This window comes from Sphingobium sp. B2D3A (assembly GCF_025961795.1).
Lineage (GTDB): Bacteria > Pseudomonadota > Alphaproteobacteria > Sphingomonadales > Sphingomonadaceae > Sphingobium.
Map to the genome: position 1 here is coordinate 1,523,130 of NZ_JAOQOI010000001.1, position 23,394 is coordinate 1,546,523.

A 23,394-nucleotide genomic window follows, 5' to 3' on the forward strand; every position below is an offset into this window, starting at 1 on the left:
TGATGCGCACGGGGGGTGATCGATGAATGACTCCGGCGAGCGCAAGCATGTGGTCGTGCTTGACGATGACGCTGAGCTGCGCACGCTGATCTGTGAATATCTCGAGGCGCATGAGCTGCGGGTCAGCGCTGTGGGAAGCGGTGCTGAACTGCGACTGTTGCTGGGCACTGACCGACCGGATGCCATCATCCTCGACGTGATGATGCCTGTCGAGGATGGTCTTTCTGTCCTCAAGGACATCGCGGGGAAGGCCGATCGGCCGGCCATCCTGATGCTCTCCGCCATGGCCTCCGATGTCGATAGAATTCTTGGACTGGAACTGGGGGCGGACGACTATATCGCAAAGCCGGTCAATCCCCGGGAATTGCTTGCCCGCGTGCGTGCGGTGCTGCGTCGCAGGACTGCGGGACGCGGGCCGGAAGAAGAGGAGGTCGAGGCGATCCGGTTTGATGGCTGGGTGGCGCTGCCCGCAAGCTATGGACTGGTTTCGCCCGGCGGCACAACTGTTGAACTGACGACCAACGAGTATCGGCTGCTCCTCGCCCTGCTCAGGCGACCGGGGCGGGTGGTCAGCCGCGATACGCTGATGTTTGATGTCCACGGGGCGGATGCCGAGTTCTATGACCGGGCCGTCGATGTCGGCATCTCCCGCCTGCGCGCGAAGCTTGCGGAGCACGATGCGTCGGAGCTGATCCGCACGGTCCGGGGCGAAGGCTATCTGCTCGTGCGGCGGTCGTGACCGTGCGCCTATCTGGTCTTGCACGCTGGAGCATTTCCCGGCAGCTTGGCGTTCTCCTCTTCGGGGCGTTGCTGCTCTCGACGATGGCCAATTTCCTCACCACTTTCATCGGCCCGCCCCCACGGGCAGCGCCTGTGCAGCTCATCGAGCTAGCGGCTACCCTCGCCGGGCGTCCGACATTGGAGAGGGATTCGGGCCTCATGCCGCGCGAGACCGCCGCCTCGTTCACGCCGCGTGCGGACGAGCAGCGGAACGAGCGCTACGAGGCGCAGCTGGCCAGCATCATGAACCTCCCGCCGTCGCACGTCAGGCTGGCAAGCGAAATCGCAGCCGGGCCTGCGGGCGGCCATCGGGCCGCGCCCGCGCCGAGCGCGTTGTTCGGATCGTTCTCCGCCGCCGTGCGGGACGATACCGGGGGGTGGCAGATCGTTCGCAGCGCGCCGCAGCCGGTTTTCACGGCCTGGCATCGCACTGTGCTTCTCGTCACGATTGTCGTTGCGATCGTTCTTGGGATTGGCGCTGCGCTGATGGGACGCGGGATCGTAGCGCCACTCCACCGGCTCGCCCAACAAGCCGACCAGGCTTATGTCGAGGGCAAGCGTAGCCCCATTTTCGTGGATGGCCCGCCCGAGATTGCCCAGCTGGCGACCACCATAGCGGCCATGCGGGATCGGTTCGCGGATCTGGTGGAAAGCCGCACCATGATGCTCGCGGCGATCGCGCATGACATGGCAAGCCCGTTGGCCCGCCTGGAGTTTCGCGTCGCCAGATTGCCCAAGGATATCCGCGCCGACGCCGAGAAGGATCTGGCCGAACTGGCGGCTCTGATTGCCAGCATTCTGGCTTATGCCAAGGGAACGGGGCAGCTCGAGACCGGGCTGGTGAATATCGCAGCCGTCGCGCGCGATGTGGTGGATCGCAGCACCACCGGCCCCGCGATGGTTCTGGCGGAAGCGCCTGCGGCCGCCTGGATATGGGGGGACCGTCTCGCGATTCAGCGCCTGATCGGCAACCTGGTCGCCAATGCCCAGCGCTATGCGGGCGGCGGCTTCATCACGATCGTGGAGGCGCATGGCGAGATCGTTCTCACCGTTGCGGATGATGGCCCTGGCTTCCCTCCGGCCCTGCAGGAAAGGCTGTTCGAGCCATTCTTCCGCGTCGAAACCTCCCGTAGCCGGGAAACCGCTGGCGTCGGTCTTGGCCTTGCCGTCGCGCGGTCCATTGCCGAAGCGCATGGCGGGACGCTGGTGGCCCGGACGCGCCCGCAGGGCGGTGCCAGCTTCGTCCTTACGCTCCCCGCTTCGGAATGGCAGGCTCCGACTCCGGCGTGACGCTTTCCTCAATCGCGTGCATATCCTCGTCGGAAAAGCCGAAATGGTGGCCCACCTCATGGACGATGACATGGGCGATCAGCGCGTCCAGCGCGACGCCGCTGTCCACCCATTCGTCCAGCAACGGCCGGCGGTAGAGGCGGATGATCGGCGGCAGATCGCCGGATGACCAGATGCTCTGCTCGGTCAGGGCATGGCCCTGATAAAGCCCGGTCAGCTCCCAAGGGTCTTCGATGCCCAGCTCATCGAGCACATCCTGCTCGGCGAACTCCTCGATCTGGATCGCAATGCCATCGAGATGCTCTTGAAACAGCGGCGGCATCGCCGCAATGGCCTGCCGCGCCAGGCGCTCCAGCACGGTGGCGTCCGGCGCGTGGCGCAGGGGTTCAGTCACGCGCGAACGGGTCCAGCGCCGAGCGCCCACGACGGAGCGCCGCCGGGCGCGCGCTGCTGCCCGGTCCCATGGCCTGCAGCGCGGAAATGCGCTTCTCGGTCTTGGGGTGGGTCGAAAACAGCTCGGAGACGCTGGTCGGCACGATGTAGAGCTGCGCCGCCGCCGGGTTCTGCGCCACCGCCTGTGTCGGGCGGCGCTGCGCCGCGCCGGCGATCTTGGCGAGAGCGGATGCCAGCGCATGGGGATTGCCACTGATCTCCGCACCGGCCTTGTCCGCGCCATATTCGCGGGTGCGGCTGATCGCCATCTGCACGATCATCGCCGCAAAGGGCGCGACCAGCACGGCGAGGATCGCCGCGAGCGGGTTGCCGCCATTGCCATTGCCGCCCCGGAAGAACAGCGCGAAATTGGCGATCATCGAGATAGCGCCGGCAATGGTCGCGACCATGGTCATCACCAGCGTGTCGCGATTGCGGACGTGGCCGAGCTCATGCGCCATTACCGCCTCGACTTCATCGCGGTCCAGCATGTGCAGCAGGCCGGTCGTGGCCGCCACGGCGGCATTCTGCGGATTGCGGCCCGTCGCGAAAGCATTGGGGCTAGGATCCTCCACGATATAGACGCGCGGCATCGGCAGGCCGGCATTGCGGGCGAGATCGCGCACCATGCCGTAGAAATCCGGCGCGGAGGCCATGTCGACCTCGCGCGCATTGTGCATGCGCAGGACGATCTTGTCGGCATTCCAGTATGTGAACAGGTTCATGCCCGCCGCGACCAGCAGCGCGATCATCGCGCCGCCCGCACCGCCGAACATATACCCCAGAGCCATGAACAGCGCGGTGAGCGCTGCCAGCAGCATGGCCGTCTTCATCATATTCAACGTCTTCAACTCCCTGAGGAAAAACCCGGAAAAGACCTTGCCAATATGTAGGTGGACCGGTGTTTGCCCGCAATGGGAGCCGAGGTGAATTTGGCGCTCAGCCGTGCTGGAGATCGCAGTCGATCGGCAGCGCCGCGCCGGAGATGGAGCGCCCGGCCGGTGTCGTGAGGAACAGCGCCAGATCGGCGACATGTTCGGGCGGCACGATGCGCTTGAGCGATTGCGAGGCAAGGCCGAGCGCGGTTTCCTCCGCCACGCTGCGCCCGCTGACGGTCGCACGACCCGCGATCACCCGGTCGAACCGCTCGCCGCCGACCGCACCGGGCAGGATCGCGTTGGCGGTCACGTCGAACGGGCCGAGTTCCATCGCCAGCGTCTTGGTGAAGCCAATGAGGCCCCATTTGCTCGTCGCATAGGCAATGCGGTTGGGGTAGCCATAGCGCCCGGCGGCGGACGACAGGGTGATGATCGTCCCGGCGCTGGCCTTGAGCAACGGAATCGCCCGCTGGGTGACCTCGAACGTGCCGGTGAGGTTGATGTCCATCACCGCGCGCCAGTCAGCGCTGGGCAGCTCGTCCGCCGGTGCGGTGGGTCCACCGATGCCGACATTGTTCACCAGCACGTCCAGCCCGCCTAGGTGCGCCGAAACAGCTTCGAACAGGCTGTAGATCTCGGCGACCTGTGACACATCGCACCGCGCACCGACCATGCCGGGGTGCGCGGCAAGGGCCTTGCCGATGCCGTCCCGGTCCACATCCCCGATCAGCACGCGATGCCCCTCGGCATGGAAGCGCCGGGCGATGGCGAGGCCGATGCCGCCTGCGCCGCCGGTGACCAGAACGCGCATCATATCGTTGCCCTCACCCTGCGCTGTGAACCGGCGCGCTGCCCGGCATCCCCAGGCTCGCCTCCCGCCAGCGCGCCCAGCGATAATAGGCCCAGCCCAGCAGCAAGGAGACGGCCGCGGAGGCATTGAAGCTCCACCACAGCCCATCCGCGCCGAGATAGGGATAGCTGGCAAAGTAGAAGCCGATCCGCACCAGAAACAGCGAGAAGGTGAGGATGAACAGCGGCGCCAGCACCACGCCATTGGCGCGCATCGTGCCGAACATGACCGTGGTCACGCTGAACAGCAGGAAGCTCCAGTTGACGATGTTCATCATGTGGCGGCCGATCTCGATGGCATCGCCGCCGCCTTCCAGGAACAGGGCGAGGATGGGCCGCGTGAACAGCATGACGAGCATGATGAGGCTGCCGGTCATCGCCAGATTGACGCCGACGGCAACCAACGTGGTGCGCTCCACCCGGTCCCACTTGCCCGCGCCGATATTCTGGGCGGCAATGGCGGAAACCGCACCGCCGACCGCCATGGCCGGCATCTGGATGTAGTTCCACAATTGCTGGGCGGCGGCGAAGGCGGCCACGGTGGTCGTGCCCTCGCGGTTGACGAAGCCGATGACGACCAGCGTGGAGAGCGAGAAGATCACCATCTGCAGGCCCATCGGCACGCCGCGCCCGGCGACGATGCGCAGCAGCGCCCAGTCGGGCTTGAGATAGCCCCACTCAGTCCCGCGCAACCGCAGCGGCAGGTCGCGCCAGTAGATATAGGCGATCATCGCCGACAGGCCGCCGTAATTGGCGACGGCGGTGGCGAAGGCCGAGCCGGCGATCCCCATTTCCGGCGCCGGGCCAAGGCCGAGGATGAACACCGGGTTGAGCAGGATATCCAGCAAGACGGTCAGGATCATGAACCACAAGGGCGTCATGGAATCGCCGCTGCCGCGCAGGCCCATCATCAGCATCACGAACATCATCGCGCCGGGCAGGCCGAGGAAGACGAAGTGCAGGTAGGCGCGGGCGAGGCGGAAGACCTCCGGCGGGGTGGAGAGCATCGCGAGGATGCGGTCCGACCACAGGAAACCGCCGATGGCGATGACGAACGCCATGCCGAGGCAGAAGCCGATCGCCGAGCCGAAAGCGTGGCGCGCGGCCCGCAGGTCGCCGCGCCCGAAAGCCTGCCCGACGACGACATTGGCCGCCATGCCGAAGCCGAAGATCAGTGAGAACATCAGGAACATGATGATGTTCGCATTGGCGGTGGCCGCGAGCGCCGCTTCGCCCAGGAAATGCGCAACCCAGATCGAGTTGATCGAGCCGTTGAGCGTGTGGAGGATGTTGGAGGCGAGCGTCGGCAGGGTGAAGAGCACCAGCGTTCCGAAGATCGGCCCGCTCGTCAGGTCCCGCCCGCCACGGATGTGGCGCGGGCCGGGCACGAGGCCACTATCCTCGACCAGCGCCTCCGTCTCGGGGTCTGCGGCCGGTTGCCGCTCCCCCGAATCGTCCCATGATGGAGTCTCGCTCATCGCTTCGTGCCCACGTCCTTATCCAAGACGCGTCAGAGCAGCCTCCAGACGCTGGAATTCCGCGACTTTCTCGGCATGGTCGGCACGCGCCTTCTCGACCGCTTCGGGCTTGGCCTTCTCGACAAATGCCGGGTTGGCGAGGCGCCCCTCGAGCGACTTGGCCTCCTTCTGCGCGGCATGAAGGGACTTTGTCAACCGAGCGCGTTCGGCCTCGATGTCGATGACGCCTTCGAGCGGGAGGACGACGGTCGCTTCGTCCACGACCACCTGTGCCGCGCCGCCGGTCGCCTCACCGTCGAACTGCCAAGTCTCGATGCGCGCGAGGCGGGAGAGGGCAGGGGTGAGCCGCTCGACCCGGCCCCGCGTCTGCGGATTGGCCTCGTTCACGATGGCCGTAAGCTTGGCGCCCGGCGGCACGCCCAGTTCGGCGCGGGCGGTGCGGATTTCGCTCACCATACGGATCAGCCAGTCGATCTCCGCGCTGGCCTGCGCATCCACCTGCGCGGCGGGCGCCGGCCATTGCGCCACGATCAGGTCATAGGGCCGCGCGCCCTGCGCATGCCACAGCTCCTCGGTGATGAACGGCATGAACGGGTGGAGCATGACGAGAATCTGGTCGATCACCCAGCCGGCGACGGCCGTGGTCTCCGCGTCGATATTGCCCTTGATCAGCTCCAGATACCAGTCGCAGAACTGATCCCACACGAAATGGTAGATGGCATTGGCGGCGGCATCGAAGCGCAGGTCGGCCAGCGCCTTGTCCAGCTCGGCGACAGTGCTGACGACTTCGCCGATGATCCACTTGTTCACCGCCAGCGTGGCGGCGGGCGCGGCAACGCTCTCGCTCGCGCCGATGCCGTTGGATTGGGCGAAGCGCACCGCGTTCCACAGCTTGGTGGCGAAGTTGCGATAGCCCTCGACGCGCTTCTCATCCATCTTCACGTCGCGGCCCTGGCTCTCCATGGCCGCCATGAAGAAGCGCAGCGCGTCGGCGCCATATTGGTCGATGAGCCCGAGCGGATCGACCACATTGCCCTTGGATTTGGACATTTTCTGCCCATCCGCCGCGCGCACGAGGCCATGGAGGTACAGCCGCTTCCACGGCACCTCCTTCATGAAATGAATGCCCTGCATCGCCATCCGCGCATCCCAGAAGAACAGGATGTCGAAGCCGGAGATGAGGAGGTCGTTGGGGTAATGTTTGGCGAGAAGGGACGAAGCCCTCTCCCCTTGAGGGAGAGGGTTGGGAGAGGGGTCGGCGGCGTTAGCCGCCGCGTTCGCGCCGGACCCCTCTCCCTCCGCGCCTGAAGGCGCTCCCCCCTCTCCCTCAAGGGGAGAGGGGTTTCCTTCCGGCCAACCCAGCGTCGCGAACGGCCACAGCGCGGAGGAGAACCACGTGTCGAGCACGTCCTCATCGCGGGTCAGTCTGCGATTGCCGGCCTTGGCCTGCGCCTCTTCCTCGGTCTCGGCAACGAAGACATTGCCATCCTCGTCAAACCAAGCCGGAATCCGGTGCCCCCACCACAATTGCCGTGACACACACCAAGGCTGGATGTTCTCCATCCAGTTGAAATAGGTCTTCTCCCAGCTCTTCGGCACGATCTCGATCGCGCCCGAGCGCACCGCCTCGATGGCCGGCTTGGCCAGCGTCGCGGCGTCGACATACCATTGGTCGGTCAGCCAGGGCTCGATGACCACGCCGGAGCGGTCGCCATAGGGCGTCTGGATCGTGCGCGGTTCGGCGTCGTGCTCGGTCTCGTTGCCTTCTTTGTCGCGGGTGACGTGGGGGATGAGGAGCCCCAGCGCCTTCAGCTGCTCCACCACCAGCTTGCGCGCCTCGAAGCGCTCCAGCCCGATGAAGTCGGCGGGGACGAGGCCGTCGGCCGTCTGGACGACATTCGCGTGCGCATCGAGCATGTTGAGCATCTGCGCGGGCGCGATGCCGGCGCGCTTGCCGACTTCGAAGTCGTTGAAATCATGGCCCGGCGTGATCTTCACCGCGCCCGAGCCCAGTTCCGGATCGGCATGCTCGTCGGCGACGATGGGGACGCGGCGGCCGGTGATCGGCAGGATGACATGCTTGCCGATGACAGAGGCATAGCGCGCGTCGTCCGGATTCACGGCCACGGCCATGTCGGCCAGCATCGTCTCGGGGCGGGTGGTCGCCACCTCAATAAAGTCCTGGCCCTCAACGCCCGGCCCATCGAGGCGCACGCCATCGGCCAGCGGATATTTGAAGTGCCAGAATCCGCCCTTGACCTCGCGCGTCTCGACCTCAAGGTCGCTGATCGCGGTCTTGAGGCCCGGGTCCCAGTTCACCAGCCTTTTGTCGCGATACAGAAGCCCCTGATTGTAGAGATCGACGAACACCTTCACCACGGCGCGGGTGAAATGCGGGTCCATGGTGAACTGCTCGCGGCTCCAGTCCATCGAGCAGCCCAGGCGCCGGAGCTGGCCGGTGATCGTCCCGCCGCTCTCATGCTTCCATTCCCACACCTTCTCGACAAAGCCCTCGCGGGAATAGTCGGTCCGCTTCTGGCCCTTCGCGTTCATCTGCCGCTCGACGACCATCTGCGTGGCGATGCCGGCATGGTCCGTGCCGACCACCCACAGCGCATCCTTGCCGCGCAGCCGCTCGTAGCGGATCACGATGTCCTGCAGCGTGTTGTCGAGCGCGTGGCCGATGTGCAGGCTGCCGGTGACGTTCGGCGGCGGATTGACGATGGTGAAGGGCTGTGCATCCGGGCGCGCCGGGCGGAACTGGCCGGTCTGCTCCCAATGCGGATACCATTTCGCCTCGATCGCGGCGGGATCGAAGGTCTTTGCAAGCTCGGTGATGGGCGTGTTCGTCATGGCTGGGGCCTTAATCAGTCTTGCCGCGCCGCGCCAGTGGGTGCGCGGGGGGAGGGGAAGGCGGCGTTGCGCCACCTCGCATACGTTGTTCTCCCGCGAAAGCGGGAGTACAGGGCGGGGAAGGGCGGCGCCATGCGCCCTGGACTCCTGCCTGCGCAGGAGCACTGCTTGTTCCATCCGAAAGGGAATGCAGTCGTCCCGTGACGCTCAGACGCTTATCTGATGTTGCGAGCCGGGATTGCCGCTCTCAAATCTGCCGAACCGCTGCGATGGAGGGCCGCGGCCCGGCCATCATACTCGGCCGGTGATCCGGTCGATCTCGCGCTTCACCATCGTCTCGACCATGCCGGGCAGGTTCTCGTCCAGCCATTCCTTGAGCATGGGGCGCAGCATCTCGCGCACCAGGCCTTCGACCGTGTTGGGCTGGCTGTCTTCCGGGCTGATGAGCAGCCGCGAGAGGTTGACGAGCGAATCGCGGGCAGCGCGGGCCTTCTCGTCCGAGACGAGCGTGGCGGCCGTCGTGGATACAGCGGGGGCACCATCGGCGGAGGCCGCAGCAGCGCGCGGCTTGGCGGCGGCTCTGCTTTTAGACTCGGCGCTCTTTGGCTCGGCTTTCTGCTCCACAGCGGCTGGGGCGGGCTTGGCGGGGGCGCTCATCATCGGCTCCTCATGCGAGTCGTCGCTCTCGGCCCCGTCGGCATTGTCGCCGGGCAGCGCGTCCGTCAGCTCCAGAATCTGGTCATCCAGGCTGGCGCTCACGCTCGCCATGGCGGCCCGGCGCGGCACGCGCGGCGTCGCGGAAAGGCCGTCCTCCTCGGCGATGATCCGTTTGATGGAAGAGAGAATTTCCTCCATCGACGGCTCGTTCTGCATCGCCCCCATCATGGTTCCTGCGCTCAGTTGGTGTCTGAAGCGTTTACTGTCGCGTTTTGGGCGGCAGAGTCAACCGTGCGGGACGAAATGGGCGCCGGCTTGGCGTCATCGTCCCAGTCGAACCACTTGCCCTTCACGCGCTGGAAGTTGTCGGCCGGGTTGATGACCTGCTCGGGCGCGATGCCGAAGTCCGTCGGGTTGATCCGGCCCATCGCGGCCAGCAGCGAGAAGGCCGCGACATAGGCATTGCGCTCTGCCGTAACGAGCTGAACGCTGGCGATGAAGCTTTCCTGCTCGGCGTTCAGGATGTCGAGGATAGTGCGGGTGCCCACGCTGTTCTCGGCGCGCACGCCGCGCAGGGAGAGGCCGCTCGCATCCACCGCCACGCGATTGGAGGCGATCACTTCATTGCTCGCCTGCCAGCTCGAATAGAGCGAGCGGGTCTGCGCGATCACGCTGCGCTCGACGGCGGTCTCGGTTTCCATTGCCTGCTGCTGATAGGCCTGGCTTTGGCGGACCTGCGCCCCGGGCCGGCCGCCCTGATAGAGCGGCATGGAAAGGCGGGCGCCGACGATCACCTGGCCGCTGTCCTGCGCCTCGTTGGCGGCGCCGCGGGAGGCGAGATCGGTATAATGCTGGCCGCTGGCAAAGGCGGAGACCGTCGGCAGCCGCTGGCCTTTCGCCACGCGCACGTCATAGGCCGCGGCTTCGCGGATGTTGCGGGCCGCGAGCAGATCGGGATTCTGGGCCATGGCGATATCGACGGCTTCGTCAGGCGTCGCGGGCAGGCCCGGCAATTGCGGCGGGGTCTGCAAGTCGACCGGCTCGTGGCCGACCAACTGGATGTAGCGCTCGCGCGCCTCGATCAGCGAGGCTTCGGCCGTCTGCATGTCCGCGCGGGCCAGCGAAAGGCGCGACTCGGACTGGGCGACGTCCGTGCGGGTGAGATCACCGACCTGGAAGCGATTGTTGGTCGCCCGCAGATTGACCTCGAGCACCTGCACATTGTTGCGGCTGAGGCCCACGACGGACTCCGCGCGGATCACGTCCATATAGGCCGCCACCACCTGCGAGAAGATGGAGAGCTCGGTGGCGCGCAGATCATATTGCCCGGCCTCGATGCGCTCGCGGGCGCCGGCCAGCGCATTGCGCACTCGGCCGCCGGAATAGACCGGCACGCTCACGCTCAGCAGCGTGGTGAGCGAGCGGGAGGGCGCCAGCGGATTGAGCGGGCGCTCATGAGCGAACTCGTTATAGGTGGAGGAGACGCCCACATCCGGCAGGCCATTGGCCTTCTGGATGTTGAAATTCTCGTCCGTCGCTCGCTGGCCCGCCCGCGCCGCCGTCAGCGTCGGGTTGTCCCGATAGGCCGCGGCCAGTGCTTCCTGCAGCGTCTCGGCCTGGGCGGGGAGGGTGCTGGTGCTCAGCAGAGCGGCGAGCATCGCGAGGGGCTTGGTCCGGCGGATGAGCATAAGCGGTCGAGGCTTCCGGGTCAGAATGTGAAGGTCTTGGGCCGGGCGAAACCGGGCAGGGGCACGGCCTCCCAGTCCACGAAGGCGCGGGCGCCAAAGCCGCCGGTGGTGCGCGTGCCAATGCACAGGCGCGTCACGCCGCGCTCCAGCCGGGCGAACACCGCGCGGCCACCGATGCGCAATTGCGCAATGAGCGCCTTGTCCAGCTCCTCGATGGCACCATCGACGAACAGCAGATCATAGGGCGCGCCTTGCGCGAAGCCGGCGGCCAGCGGTCCCTGCTGCAACGTAACGCCGGCATGACCGGCCAAAGCAGCCTTGGCGTGGGCGAACAGCGCGTCATCGTCCTCGATCGCCACCACAGTGCAGCCAAGCCGCGCCAGCAGCGCCGCCGCATAGCCTGTCGCCGCGCCGACCAGCAGCACCTTCTCGCCCGCGCGCGGGGCGGCTTCGACCAGCAGGCGCGCGGTGGCAAGCGGCGGGTTGAGCGCCCGGCCATTGGCCAGCGGCACGGCCCGATCGATATAGGCCGCGCTGCGCCGCTCCTGCGGCACGTAAAGTTCGCGCGGTTCGGCGAGGATCGCTTCGAGGATCACAGGATCGTTGACGTCGCTCGTGCGCAACTGGCTTTCCACCATCGCACGGCGCATCGCCTTGAAAGTCTGCTCGGTCATAAGCTCCCTGATGACATGGCTGTATTGTATGAGCAATACAGTAATTGGCTTTGCCAGCCTCTCTAGCTTTTTTGCACCGCACAGTGAAAAGTTTTTTAATGCCCCTACGCAGTCTGCGCACCTGTCCCGTCCGTCATGGCGCAAAGCAAGTTGCGTTGCCGAATGAATTGAGCTAGCCGCGCTCCCTCGACCACCCCCGAGGCCCGATGGCGGAGTGGTGACGCAGCGGACTGCAAATCCGTATACGCCGGTTCGATTCCGGCTCGGGCCTCCAGGACTTCACACGCACATCCCCAGACGGGCCCTCAGTGGAAGTCGCGCGATTTTGGCAGAATCCTGACATTGCGGGGATGGCCATTGAGGCGGGGGCGCTGGGGGTTGCGGGCTTCGTCGCCGCGCGCGGTTTGCGGGGCCATGGGGGGATGATCGGCGAGGTCATCGAGCATGGCCGTGCGATCGATCACCCGCCGGACCATCAGGTGGACCACGCCTTCCTTGCTCTTCTGAATTTCACCCTCGATCAGCATCAGGCGCGCGGCCATCACGGCGCGGCGCTGCTTGTCGAGATCCCGCGCCCAGAGCAGCGCGTTGACGATCCCCGTTTCGTCCTCGATCGTGATGAACACGGCATTGCCCTTGCCGGGCCGCTGCCGGGTCAGGACCACGCCGGCGACGCGCGCCCTGCGGCCATCGGGCAGCGCATTGGCGGCCGCGCAGGATCGCACGCCTTCGCGGGTCAGCGCAGCGCGCAGAAACTGCATCGGATGCCCCTTCAATGACAGGCGCGCGGTCTGGTAATCGGCCACCACTTCCTCGGAGAGCGGCATGGCGGGCAGGCGCGGATCGGCTTCGCGGCCAAGTTCCGGCGCATCGGCAAAGGCGAACAGCGGCAGCTGGGTTGGCGGCGTGCGGCGCACCTCCCACAAGGCATCGCGGCGCGACTCCGCCAGCGTGCCAAAAGCATCGGCATCGGCCAGCTTGCGCAAGGCCTGGGGAGGCAGGCTGGCCCGCCGGGCGAGATCTTCGATAGAGACGAACGCGCCGTCCTGCCGGGCCTGTGCGATCGTCTCGGCCCATCCTTGCCGGAAGCCGTCGATGCGTGAAAATCCCAGCCGCAGCGCCAGCGCACTGCCGGCCGGTCCTTCCAGCGTGCTATCCCATTCGCTGGCATTCACGTCGACCGCACGGATCTCCACGCCATGCTCCTGCGCATCGCGCACCAGTTGCGCGGGCGCATAGAAGCCCATTGGCTGGCTGTTGAGCAGGGCGCAGGTGAACGCGGCCGGGTGGCGGCATTTCAGCCATGATGAGACATAAGCGAGCCATCCAAAGGCCTGGGCATGGCTTTCGGGAAAGCCATATTCGCCAAAACCCTCAATCTGTTGATAGCAGCGTTCGGCAAAGTCCCGCTCATAGCCGCGCGCGACCATGCCTTCGACCAGCAGGCTCTGGTAATTATGCACCGTCCCGTGATGGCGGAAGGTGGCCATGGCGCGCCGCAACCCATCGGCCTGGGGCGGCGTGAACTTGGCGGCGACGATGGCCAGCTTCATCGCCTGTTCCTGGAATAGCGGCACGCCCAATGTCTTGCCCAGCACCTCGCGCAGCTCGTTGGGATCGTTCGGCGGGGCAGGGCTGGGGAAGACCACGGCCTCCTCCTTGTTGCGGCGGCGCAAATAGGGATGGACCATGCCGCCCTGGATCGGCCCGGGACGGACGATCGCCACCTGAATGACCAGATCGTACAGCTCCTTCGGCCTCATCCTTGGCAGCATGGCGATCTGCGCGCGACTTTCGACCTGAAAGGTGCCGATGCTGTCGCCGCGCTGAAGCATCGCGTAGGTCGCCTTGTCCTCGCGCGGCACCGTGGCCAGCGTCAGGTCCGCCAGGCCATGCGTGCGCAGCAGGTCGAAGCTCTTGCGGATGCAGGTCAGCATCCCGAGCGCCAGCACATCCACCTTCATCAGGCCGAGCGCGTCGATATCGTCCTTGTCCCATTCGATGAAGGTGCGATCGGGCATGGCGCCATTGTGAATGGGCACCAGTTCGTCGAGCCGGCTCTCGGTCAGCACGAATCCGCCGACATGCTGCGAGAGATGGCGGGGATATTCGAGCAGGCGCTCAACCAGCGTGCGCAGTCGGCCGACTTCGGGATTGTCAGGATCAAATCCTGCCTCCTCGATCCGCGGGGAGGGCACCCGGCTACCCCCGGGCGAGCCCCAGATGGTCGAGGCGATCCGCGCGGTCACGTCCTCGGTCAGGCCCAGCGCCTTGCCCACTTCGCGGATCGCGCTGCGCGGACGGTAATGGATCACCGTGGCGGCAATGCCGGCCCGCTCGCGGCCATAGCGGGCATAGATATACTGCATGATTTCCTCGCGGCGCTCATGCTCGAAATCCACGTCGATATCGGGCGGTTCATGGCGCTCTTCCGAGAGGAAGCGCGAAAACAGCAGCTTCTCCCGCACCGGATCAATCGGGGTGATGCCGAGGAAATAGCAGACCAGAGAATTGGCCGCGCTGCCCCGGCCCTGGCACAGGATCGGCTGCTCGAGGCTGCGGGCGTGGCGCACGATATCGTGCACGGTGAGGAAGTAATAAGCGTAGTTCCGCTTGCGGATCAGCGCATATTCCTCGTCCAGCACCTTTTGGTATTTTTCGGGCAGGCCATCGGGGAAATATTCGCGGCCACCCTCCTGCACCAGATGTTCCAGCCAGGCCTGCGGTTGCCAGCCTTCGGGCACCGGTTCGTGCGGATATTCATAGCGCAGGTCATCGAGCGTGAAGGCGATGCGCGAGAGGATGTCGGTGCTGGCCGTCACGGCTTCGGGGCACGTGCGGAACAGGCGGGCGATTTCGGCAGGGGGCTTGAGATGGCGTTCGGCATTGGCGAGCAGGCGTCGACCCGCCGCAGCGATGGTCGTGCCTTCGCGAATGCAGGTCAGGATATCGTGCAGCGGTCGCGCGTCGGGATGATCGTAGAGCGCGTCGCACGTGGCAAGCAGAGGCACGCCGCAAGCCGCGCCGAGAGCCTGGGCTTGCGCCAGTCGTCGCGCATCCGCGCCGCTGCGCTGCATGGTCGCCGCCAGCCACACCGCGCCCGGGCGCGCCTCCCTCAGCCGCTCCAACAGGCTCCGGTCACGCCCGGTGGCGATCAGCAGCAGGTCGTCGGCATGATCGAGCAGATCCGGCAGATCGAGCGTGCAATCACCCTTTTCCGCGCGGCGGTTACCCAGCGTCAGCAGCCGTGTCAGCCGTCCCCAGCCAAGGCGGGTGGCGGGGTAGGCGATGATATCCGGCGTCCCATCCGCAAAGACCAGTCGCGCGCCGACGGCGAGGCGAAAACCGGTGGCAGGCCCGCCGATCTCCCGCCAGGCCACATGCGCGCGCACCACGCCGGCCACCGTGTTGCGATCCGCAATGCCCAGCCCGGCCATGCCCAGATGATGCGCCTGCGCCACCATATGTGCGGGATGCGAGGCGCCGCGCAGGAAGCTGTAATTGGTGGCCGCGACCAGCTCTGCGAAAGGGGGCGGGTCGTTCATGCGAACAGCCCGTGGAGATACCAGTTCGGATCGGGCTTTTCATCATAAAGCCCGTGGCGGAAGATCCAGTAGCGTCGCCCGCGCACGTCCTCGATCCGGTAATAGTCCCGCGTCAGCCCGGCCTTGCCGGGGGCTTCGCCGCCCTTGCGCCGCCACCATTCGGAGGCGATCCGCTCGGGCCCTTCGTAGAGCCGCACCTCGTGCAGCCTGCGTTTCCAGCGGAAACGATGCGGCGGGCCGTCCGGCACTTGCGCGATCACCTCCACCGGCTGCGGCGGATCGAACAGGAACAGCGGCCGCAAGGGTGGCTCGCCCACCGGCGGCGTGGGCCATGGAAGGGGGGCGCGGGCATGGATCGCCGGCAAGGCAAGCTGCGCCTGTTCGGGAATATGGCTGTCCTGCGGCTCAAGGCGACACAGGCTGGCCGGCCCCAGGCGGGTGCTTAACCGGTCGATCAGATCGGCCAGCGCGCCGGCATCCTGCTCGCTGCCATCCAGAGCCGGCTGGCTGGTGCCGAGCGGCTCGGTGACGGGTAGGAACAAGGTGATGCGGTCATAGCCGAAACCGGGGTCGAGCGGATCGGCCAGCGTCCCGATGCGTTCGTCGAACAGGCGCAGCACCGGCGCCGGATCGCGCGTGGGCAGACCGGTCTCGATCGCCAGCCGATGACGCGCCCCATCGCTGCGGAACAATGTCAGCACGAAGCGCCGGCCCCCCAGTCCGCGCTCATCGAGCGTCCGGGCCGCCTCGCGCAGCAGGTCGAGAAAACAGCCGGCGATGCTGGCCTGCAAGGCGACCGGCTCGGCAAAACGGCGCTCGAAATGGAGCGGCTGGGGCTGTGCGAGCGGATCGATCGGCGCCTGCTCCTCGCCCAGCAGGCGGCGCAAGGCGGTCACCGCGTCCGCCCCAAATCGCGCGGCGATGCTCGCGGCGGCCCGTGACGCCAGATCGCCGATGGTCTTCAGCCCGGCCCGGCGCAAGGCGAGCGTCGCCTCTTCGTCCAGCCCCAGCGCCAGCACGGGCAGCGCCCGCAGCGCCTCCCGCTCGTTGGTGACGGGCAGGCGGGCATGACGGGCCAGCGCCTGCGCGCCCTGCGCGGTAGAGGCTGTGGCCATGCGCACGCTCATGCCAATCGCGGCGAAGGCATCCTCGGCCTGCGCGGCCAGGCCTGCCTCGCCGCCGAACAGATGGTCGCTTCCCGCAATATCCAGTGTTATCCCATCGGGCTGGGCGAGGGTGACATGCGGTGACCAGGCGATGCAATGCCGGGCCAGCCGCTGCAGCCAGTGGCGGTCGGCCTCTTCGTCCATGTCGGCCACGATGAGGTCGGGCTGCAGCGCGCGGGCATCGGCCAGCGTCTGGCCGGGTGAGATACCGAGCGCGCGGGCCTGCGCATCGACGGCGCACAGCCGCAATGCGCCCTTGATCTTGGCGACGAGAACCAGCGGCCCGTCAGGCTGCCCGCCGGTCCCCGCGCTGTCGATACCCTGCTGAATCCGCAGCCTTTCTGTGGGCAGGAGCGGAAACCACAGCGCCAGATAGCGCCGCTTCACGGAACAAGCGTCGGTCACGGTCCCACTCCAGCCGCCAGGAAAGGCCGCAAGGGCCGGAACGTTGGCGCAGCAAGGTCACATCGAAGGTCGGCAGTCCGGGCGCATTGCCCGGCAGCGCGAGCGAAGGTGCGGCGGCCACCTGCCAGCGGGTCTGTGCCGCGCTGGGCACGGGCGGCGCGTCAGGGCGCAGCAGCAGCAGCGTCACGCCGGATTTCTCTGCCGCCAGAGTCAGGCGGCGGCTGGCGGTCAGGTCCAGTGCGGGCATCGGCCCCCAGCCTTCCACCACGACTGCGCTCAGGCCAGAGCAGCGCAAGGCATCCACGGCCGCACGCAGCAGGTCCATGCCGTCCCTGACGGTGCCGATCAGCCCCAGGCCGGGGGCGCCGCCCAGTTCGGCCCAGCCATGGCCCTGCGCCACGCCGCCTTTTCGGCTCGCCTGTCGCTCGCGGAGCCACAGCACCTTGCCCTCGGCCTCGCTCAGACCTGTCGCCAGCGAGACGACGAAACCCGCCGCTGCCGCGACATCGTCCACCTCTGCGGCATAGACTTCATGCACCCGCCCGCGCGCCAGCCCGCCGCCCAGCAGCGTATCGATCGCGGCGATGCCGAACGCCTTTCGGGAGGGGGCATCCGGCATCGCGTGATCGCACAAAAGGGCAGGGGCGAGTCTCATATGTTCCTATTATGTTCCTATTCTGAGCAGGGTCAAGGGATCGTTCCGGCAGCTTGTCCGATCGCGGCCCAAGCCACTGGAGTCGAACGATCATTGCTCCGTCACGCCTGCGACAGAGTATCGCAAAGGCGGTTCCTCGCCGGGCATTTCGCTTGACAAGGCAGACCTGCAGGACGGAATAAACTACAACGACGTATCACGATTTATCCGCTGCATGCGGATGTGCGTCATGAGGGGGAGGTCACAGGGGATGCGGTTCAGGTCAGCCGTCGGCAAAGCGCTTATGCTTGCTCTGTTCGGATCGCTCGCCCAAACGGCTGTGGCGGCCGAGAATTGCCCGTCGCCGGGCATGACCAAGGCCGATTTCGAGCGCTATTTCCTCTGTTTCAATGCGAGCGATTATGCCTGCTTCACCAGCTATTACGACGCCGATGTCGTGTTGGTGAAAGGCGGCAAATGGCCTGATCTCAAGGGGCGGGATGCCATCATCGCTTTCTATCGCGACGTCGATGCCCGTGGGCTGCAGGAGCAAGTCACCCCGCACGCCATCGAGGTGCAACCGCAGGGCGCGACGGTCGATCTGGAAGCGCATTTTCAGGCTACCAGCGACTGGCCGGACTTTGGCTCACGGCCCTTGAAGGCGGGCGATGACTGGCGGTTGCGCGGCGTGCTGCTCTACGAGATTCCATGCGGCAAGATCACCCGCATCCGGCCCCGCCCGCGTCCCGTGCAGCCATGATCGCGCGTCCGATCCGAGAGCTGGCCATGATGGCCGCGCTCCTGCTCGCCGCCCCGGCAATGGCTGCCGAAACTGCCGCACCGGCGGCCTGTGACCGCACCTGCCTCACCGAGATCATGGACCAATATCTGGCCGCCATGGTCGCGCGCGCGCCCGCTCGGGCGCCCATGGCAGTGCAATATCGCGCGACGGAGGATGCGCAGGAGGTCCGTCTCGGCGCGGGCCTGTGGCAGACGGCGACAGGCCTCGGCACCTATCGCATCGACCTCGCCGATCCGGTGAGCGGCACCGTCGGCTATATCGGCGAGGTGCTGGAAGGGGAGGGCAAGGTCACCATCGCGCTGCGCCTCAAGGTGGCGGATCGCAAGATCACCGAGGTGGAGACGTTTCTCGGGCGCGGGCGGGTGCCCGGCTCGTCGATCGTGCCGGCGCCGCGCGCGTCGTTCCGCAATATCGTTCCGCCCGCCGAGCGGCTGACCCGCCAGCAGATGATCCAAACGGCCAATGCCAATTTCGACGCGCTGCTCGCGGCCGACGGCTCCCTTTATGCGGAGGATTGCCAGCGGATCGAGAACCGCATGGCGATGAGCGGCAATGCTGAGCTCAACTATCCCATCGGCACGATCCCCGGCGTGCCCAAGCCGCATTTCGGCAGCATGGGCTGCGGCCAGCAGATCAGCCTGCACCTGTTCGACCAGCTCGACGCGGTCGAGCCCCGCCGCTTCCTCCTGCTCGATGAGGAGAAGCAACTCGTCTTCGGCGTCTATGTCATGCGCTGGTACAAGAAGGGCCGGTGCAACGAGGTCCCCGGCTATGGCACGATCTGCCATGACAAGCCGCGCCAGCCGGTCTCATTGCTCAACGCGGAGATCCTCGGCGTGCGCGGCGGCAAGATTCACGAGGTCGAGGCGATCTTCAAATTCGCGCCTTATGAGGCCGACAGCGGCTGGCTGGGCGATCTGCGCGACGGAAAGGACTGACGGATGATCCGCTTTGCATGGCGTGCCACCGCCCTCGCGCTGCTGCTCTCCCCCGGCTTGCCGACGCTGGCACGGGAGGTCGCGCCTGCGTGCGACCGCGCCTGCCTCTATGCGCATGTGGACCGCTATCTCGCCGCCGTCGAGCAGGGGACGCCTGCCGGACTCGACCTTGCACCGGACTTTCGCGCCACCGAGAATGGCGTGCCGGTGGCGCCGGGCGAGGGGCTCTGGCAGACGGTGGATGGCTATAGCAGCTACCAGGCACGGGCCGCCGATGTGGCCGCAGGCCAAGTCGCGGTGCTGGGAGAAGTGAAGGAGGCCGGGAAGACCGTCGGCTATGCCACGCGCCTCAAGATCGTCGCCGGGCGGATCGCGGAAGCCGAGACGGTGATCGGCCGCTCATTCGCGCCGCAGCATCCCTCCATGCCGACCGAGGTCAGAGCAGGCCTGCGCACCATCGTGCCCAAGCGCGAGCGCCTGTCCCGCGCCGAAATGATCGCACTGGCCGACCGGAACTTCGATAACATGCTGCGCAACAAAGGCGATCATTTCGCGCCGGATTGCCAGCGGATCGAAAACCGGATGCCGATGAGCGGCAACCCGCAACTGGCCTATCCCATCACGCCCATTCCCGGCAAAGTGCTGCCGCATTTCGGCAGCATGAGCTGCCAAGCGCAGGTGGAGGCGCACCTGTTCGATACGCTCGATAAGGTCGATCCGCGTCGCACTCTGGTGGTGGATGAGGAGCAGCAGGTGCTGTTCGGCGTGTTTTCCCTGCGCTTCTACGGGCGGACCGAGTGCAACGACATTCCGGGCTATGGTCGCACCTGCCCCGCCAAGCTGAGGGGGCCGATGTCGCTGCTCAGCGGCGAGATGCTGGGCATGCGGGGCGGCAAGGTGCGCGAGGTCGAGCTGATCTTCACGCGCCTGCCTTATGAGGCCGGGCAGGGCTGGGCACCCTGAGCGGACGGGGCCGCAGGACACCCGAGCCTGCCTACCCCGCCACGCCCGTCAGCGCGGCTTGACGCTATTCTCCATCTTGGCGCCGAAGTGATCGGCCAGATCCTTGCCGGTGAAGCCATGGGTTGATGAATCCGGGTCGAGCGGCAGCATCTGGCTGTCCCAGGCGTCATAGGCTGCCTTCACCTGCGCCATTTTCTCCGGCATCCGGTCCTTGAGGTTCGCGCGCTCCATCGGATCGTCGGCGACGTTGAAGAGGAAGCTGTTCTGGAGGATTTTCAGATACTTCCAGTCGCCCATGCGGCAGGCCTGCTGGTCCAGATTCTTGTAGCGCCAGCACAAGGTCCGCTCGCTCTTGCTGGAGGGGTCGGCGAGATAAGGCAGCAGATTGATGCCGTCGCTGGGATAGGCCGGGTCCGGCGCACCGCCGGCCGCCGCGAGCAGGGTCGGCAGCCAGTCCATGGACATCATCACCTGATCGCTGGTCACCCCGGCAGGCACATAGGCCGGCCAGCGCACGATCGCGGGGATGCGAAGGCCACCTTCCAGCAACTCGGTCTTGCGGCCCGTGAACGGCCAGGTGTCGGCGAAGCGCTCGCCGCCATTGTCGCTGGTGAAGATCACGATGGTATCGTCCGCGATGCCAAGGTCGTCCAGCCGCTGCAGAATGCGCCCGACCTGCATATCCAGCCGCGTCACCATCTGCGCATAGATACGCTGCGAGCCGCCGTCATAATGCATCAGCGCCGTCGGCTTGCCATCGGCATCCAGCCTCATGGCCTCGGCCTCGTCGCCCGGCCCCTCCCAGGGCCAGTGCGGCGCATTGACGTGCAGCGAGATGAAGAAGGGCTTGTCCCCCTGCGCAGCGGTGCTGATCGTCTCCAGCGCGCGCTCGGCCAGAAGATCGGTGAGATAGCCCTTCTCGAAGACCTCGCGGTCATCGTCCCACAGGTCGTGCCGACCAGCGAACTTGTGCGTGAAATAATCCACCCCGCCGCCCCGGAAGCCCCAGAAATGGTCATAGCCGCTCTTGAGCGGGCCATATTTGGGCAGCGCGCCCAGATGCCATTTGCCGATCAGCGTCGTCCCATAACCCACCGCCCGCAGCAGCGACGGGAGAGTGGGATGCTCGGGCGGCAGGCCGACAGGGCGCTGGGCGAGCGGCTCCTCAAGGCCGATGGGCAGGCGGTTCTGATAACGCCCGGTGATAAGGCCCGTGCGCGTCGCCGAGCAGACGGCGGAATTGGCATAGCCTTGCAGGAAGCGCATCCCGTCGGCCGCGAGGCTGTCGATCGCCGGGGTTTCATAGTCCCGCCGGCCGTAGCAGGAGAGGTCGGCATAGCCCATGTCGTCGGTCATGATGAACAATATGTTCGGCTGCTTGCGCCGATTGCCCGATGCCTTCTTAGGCCGCGCGGCCCGCGCCGTCGAACCGGCCCCCACCATGCTGGCGCCGATAACGCCCAAAGATTGGCCGAGCACACTGCGGCGAGTCACATCAAGGTCGGTCAACTTGGGTCTCCGTCTGACTTTCGCTCATGTGGCAGCGATTGAACAGGCGAGGCAACAGATGTACGGGCAATGGCATTTATAACGCACAGGTTATGGCTGAATGATGAGTGCCCTGCAAAGCCTGCCATTTACCCTGCGCCAGCTGGTGATCTTCGAGACGCTTGCCGAGACACGCAGTTTTGCCGGCAGCGCCGAATTGCTGGGCATTTCCCAGGCGTCGGTGAGCAGCCAGTTCAAGGCGCTGGAAGCGCAGCTCGGGGTCGCGCTGATGGCCCGCAGCGCGGGGCGGCGCCCCGAACTCACGCCGGAGGGCGAGCGCTTCCTCGCCGACTTGAGGATATTTTCCAGCGCGGCCGATCAACTGGCGGCACACCGTCTGCGCAGGCCCGGCCCGCGCGAGATCGTGCGCTTTCGCATTCTGCTGGGGCAAGGCCTCGCCGATCATTATGTGCGGCCAAGGCTGGACAGGTTTCTGGCGGCCCATCCCCACATCGTTCTGGAGTTCGATACTCGCATTCCGAGCCATGAATCCACGCTCGCGGCGAGCAGTGGAACCTATGACTTCGTGCTGATCCACCAGCCTGCCGATGAGCCCGTGGCGGAAGCGATGCGGTCGCTGGGGCGGGTGTCGGGCGGCATCTTCGGCAACCGCAAACTGGCCGCAGGCCGCGAGGTGCCGCTTTCACCGGAAGAGGTGGCGCGCTTGCCCTTCGCCTTGCCGTCCGGGCGGGACGATGGGGCGGAGCAGCGCCTGCGCCGCAAGCTGGCATCCTTTGGCGTGCAGCCCACCAACATCGTGGCGCGGGTACAGTTTTTCGATGTGATCATCGCCATGGTGGCGCGCGGCCAGGCGGTCGCCAACCTCCCTGCCGCGATGATCCCGCCGGATATGCGGGGCCGGATCGTGCGGCTCTTCCCCCTGCATGACTGGCGCCTCGTCTTCCATCGGCGGGATGCCGAGGCGCAGGCGGACCGGGATGCGGTCGAGCGGCTGTTGCTGGAGAGCGTCGTCAAGAATCGCGCCTATGGCCTGATGCCGGATTGAGGCGCGGCGTCGCGGACGAGCGAACGCCGCGCTGCCGGTGGGTTCGGCAGCGCGGCGTTCCTGCGGTCAGATCACGTCAACGAGGACGATTTCGCTGTCCTCAATGGCCGTGATGCGCAGCACCTCCACATCGCTGATCGCGGCGCCGTCACGGGCATTCACCCGCACGTCCTCGATCTGCACCGCGCCGGTGGCGGGCACCAGATAGGCCTTGCGGTCCTTGCCGAGCGGATACTCCGCCGTCTCGCCGGCACACAGGGTCGCGCCCAGCACGCGTCCATCGGTGCGGATCGGCAGGGCGTCCTCATCCTCGGCATGGCCAGAGGCCAGGGTGACGAACTTGCCCGAGCGCTCGCCCTTGGGGAAAGGCTTGGCGCCCCATTGCGGCGGCTCGCCCTCGCGGGTGGGGATGATCCAGATCTGGAAGATCCGCGTGGTCACATCCTCGAGATTATATTCCGAGTGGCGGATGCCAGTGCCGGCGCTCATCACCTGCACGTCGCCCGCTTCCGTGCGGCCGACATTGCCGAGGCTGTCCTGATGGGTGATCGCGCCCTCGCGGACATAGGTGATGATCTCCATGTCGCGATGCGGATGGGGCGGGAAACCCGTCTGCGGCGCGATGGCATCGTCGTTCCACACCCGCAGGCTGCCGAAGTGGACCCGCGCAGGATCATGGTAGCCAGCAAAGGAGAAGTGGTGATGGGCATCCAGCCAGCCATGGTTGGCGGCGCCGAGGCTATCAAAGGGGCGAAGGTCGATCATCATGTGTCTCCTTGTCAGAGGGAAGGTCGCGGACGTTCTGTCC

19 protein-coding genes and 1 tRNA gene are annotated in these 23,394 nt (G+C 66.4%); 7 read left to right on the top strand and 13 right to left on the bottom strand.

All coding sequences use genetic code 11. The features are described 5' to 3' along the window. Nucleotides 1-22 precede the first annotated feature (22 nt). Nucleotides 23-739, top strand: coding sequence for a response regulator transcription factor (locus tag M2337_RS07095; protein WP_264569643.1), 717 nt, complete (start codon nt 23-25; stop codon nt 737-739). Further along, complete coding sequence (locus M2337_RS07100) at nt 736-2,070, top strand: sensor histidine kinase (protein WP_264569644.1); 1,335 nt, start codon at nt 736-738, stop codon at nt 2,068-2,070. The genes M2337_RS07095 and M2337_RS07100 overlap by 4 nt, the downstream gene beginning before the upstream one ends. Here M2337_RS07100 and M2337_RS07105 read toward each other — a convergent pair. From M2337_RS07105 to M2337_RS07140, 8 genes are all read right to left on the bottom strand, one after another. Continuing rightward, nucleotides 2,027-2,464, bottom strand: coding sequence for a metallopeptidase family protein (locus M2337_RS07105; RefSeq protein ID WP_413716191.1), 438 nt, complete (start codon nt 2,462-2,464; stop codon nt 2,027-2,029). The genes M2337_RS07100 and M2337_RS07105 overlap by 44 nt on opposite strands. Further along, a complete protein-coding gene (gene htpX / locus M2337_RS07110; protein ID WP_264569645.1) occupies nt 2,457-3,344 on the bottom strand; it encodes a zinc metalloprotease HtpX in 888 nt (295 codons plus the stop codon). The genes M2337_RS07105 and htpX overlap by 8 nt, the downstream gene beginning before the upstream one ends. Before the next feature lie 97 nt (nt 3,345-3,441). After that, nucleotides 3,442-4,194 (bottom strand): SDR family oxidoreductase, encoded by a 753-nt coding sequence (locus M2337_RS07115; RefSeq protein WP_264569646.1) that lies wholly within the window; start codon nt 4,192-4,194, stop codon nt 3,442-3,444. A 10-nt stretch (nt 4,195-4,204) separates the two neighbouring features. Next, nucleotides 4,205-5,707: an MATE family efflux transporter gene (locus M2337_RS07120; protein ID WP_264569647.1), complete on the bottom strand. Its 1,503-nt coding sequence runs from the start codon at nt 5,705-5,707 to the stop codon at nt 4,205-4,207. A gap of 18 nt (nt 5,708-5,725) precedes the next feature. After that, entirely contained in the window at nt 5,726-8,560 is a 2,835-nt protein-coding gene (locus M2337_RS07125; RefSeq protein WP_264569648.1) for a valine--tRNA ligase, read from the bottom strand. A gap of 291 nt (nt 8,561-8,851) precedes the next feature. Beyond that, entirely contained in the window at nt 8,852-9,433 is a 582-nt protein-coding gene (locus tag M2337_RS07130) for a DUF2497 domain-containing protein (protein ID WP_264569649.1), read from the bottom strand. Between the two features lie 23 nt (nt 9,434-9,456). Beyond that, nucleotides 9,457-10,905: a TolC family outer membrane protein gene (locus M2337_RS07135; protein WP_264569650.1), complete on the bottom strand. Its 1,449-nt coding sequence runs from the start codon at nt 10,903-10,905 to the stop codon at nt 9,457-9,459. Nucleotides 10,906-10,925: 20 nt separating this feature from the next. Beyond that, the gene (locus M2337_RS07140; protein WP_264569651.1) at nt 10,926-11,579 is read right to left on the bottom strand and encodes a protein-L-isoaspartate O-methyltransferase family protein; all 654 of its coding nucleotides are present in this window, start codon (nt 11,577-11,579) and stop codon (nt 10,926-10,928) included. Between the two features lie 200 nt (nt 11,580-11,779). Between M2337_RS07140 and M2337_RS07145 the strand changes: the two genes are divergently transcribed. Then, nucleotides 11,780-11,853, top strand: a tRNA-Cys gene (locus M2337_RS07145). A gap of 31 nt (nt 11,854-11,884) precedes the next feature. Here M2337_RS07145 and M2337_RS07150 read toward each other — a convergent pair. The 3 genes from M2337_RS07150 to M2337_RS07160 are packed head-to-tail and all read right to left on the bottom strand — an operon-like array spanning nt 11,885 to nt 17,350. Continuing rightward, entirely contained in the window at nt 11,885-15,124 is a 3,240-nt protein-coding gene (locus M2337_RS07150) for an error-prone DNA polymerase (RefSeq protein WP_264569652.1), read from the bottom strand. Continuing rightward, nucleotides 15,121-16,695 (bottom strand): Y-family DNA polymerase, encoded by a 1,575-nt coding sequence (locus tag M2337_RS07155; RefSeq protein ID WP_264569653.1) that lies wholly within the window; start codon nt 16,693-16,695, stop codon nt 15,121-15,123. Before M2337_RS07155 ends, M2337_RS07150 begins: the two co-directional genes overlap by 4 nt. Further along, nucleotides 16,577-17,350, bottom strand: a complete 774-nt coding sequence (locus M2337_RS07160; protein WP_264569654.1) for an ImuA family protein — start codon at nt 17,348-17,350, stop codon at nt 16,577-16,579. The genes M2337_RS07155 and M2337_RS07160 overlap by 119 nt, the downstream gene beginning before the upstream one ends. Before the next feature lie 283 nt (nt 17,351-17,633). On the opposite strand from M2337_RS07160, the gene M2337_RS07165 reads away from it, so the two are divergent. From M2337_RS07165 to M2337_RS07175, 3 genes are read left to right on the top strand one after another with little or no spacing between them, the layout of a single operon-like run. Then, complete coding sequence (locus M2337_RS07165; protein ID WP_264569655.1) at nt 17,634-18,089, top strand: nuclear transport factor 2 family protein; 456 nt, start codon at nt 17,634-17,636, stop codon at nt 18,087-18,089. Between the two features lie 26 nt (nt 18,090-18,115). Further along, on the top strand, nt 18,116-19,069 hold the full coding sequence (locus tag M2337_RS07170; RefSeq protein ID WP_264569656.1) for a hypothetical protein: 954 nt from the start codon (nt 18,116-18,118) through the stop codon (nt 19,067-19,069). Nucleotides 19,070-19,072: 3 nt separating this feature from the next. Then, the gene (locus M2337_RS07175; protein ID WP_264569657.1) at nt 19,073-20,032 is read left to right on the top strand and encodes a hypothetical protein; all 960 of its coding nucleotides are present in this window, start codon (nt 19,073-19,075) and stop codon (nt 20,030-20,032) included. Between the two features lie 48 nt (nt 20,033-20,080). Here M2337_RS07175 and M2337_RS07180 read toward each other — a convergent pair whose 3' ends face one another. Continuing rightward, nucleotides 20,081-21,541 (bottom strand): sulfatase, encoded by a 1,461-nt coding sequence (locus M2337_RS07180; protein WP_264569658.1) that lies wholly within the window; start codon nt 21,539-21,541, stop codon nt 20,081-20,083. Nucleotides 21,542-21,641: 100 nt separating this feature from the next. On the opposite strand from M2337_RS07180, the gene M2337_RS07185 reads away from it, so the two are divergent. Then, complete coding sequence (locus M2337_RS07185; RefSeq protein WP_264588591.1) at nt 21,642-22,586, top strand: LysR family transcriptional regulator; 945 nt, start codon at nt 21,642-21,644, stop codon at nt 22,584-22,586. Between the two features lie 66 nt (nt 22,587-22,652). On the opposite strand, the gene M2337_RS07190 is transcribed toward M2337_RS07185, so the two are convergent. After that, nucleotides 22,653-23,351: a pirin family protein gene (locus M2337_RS07190; protein WP_264569660.1), complete on the bottom strand. Its 699-nt coding sequence runs from the start codon at nt 23,349-23,351 to the stop codon at nt 22,653-22,655. Nucleotides 23,352-23,394 lie beyond the last annotated feature (43 nt).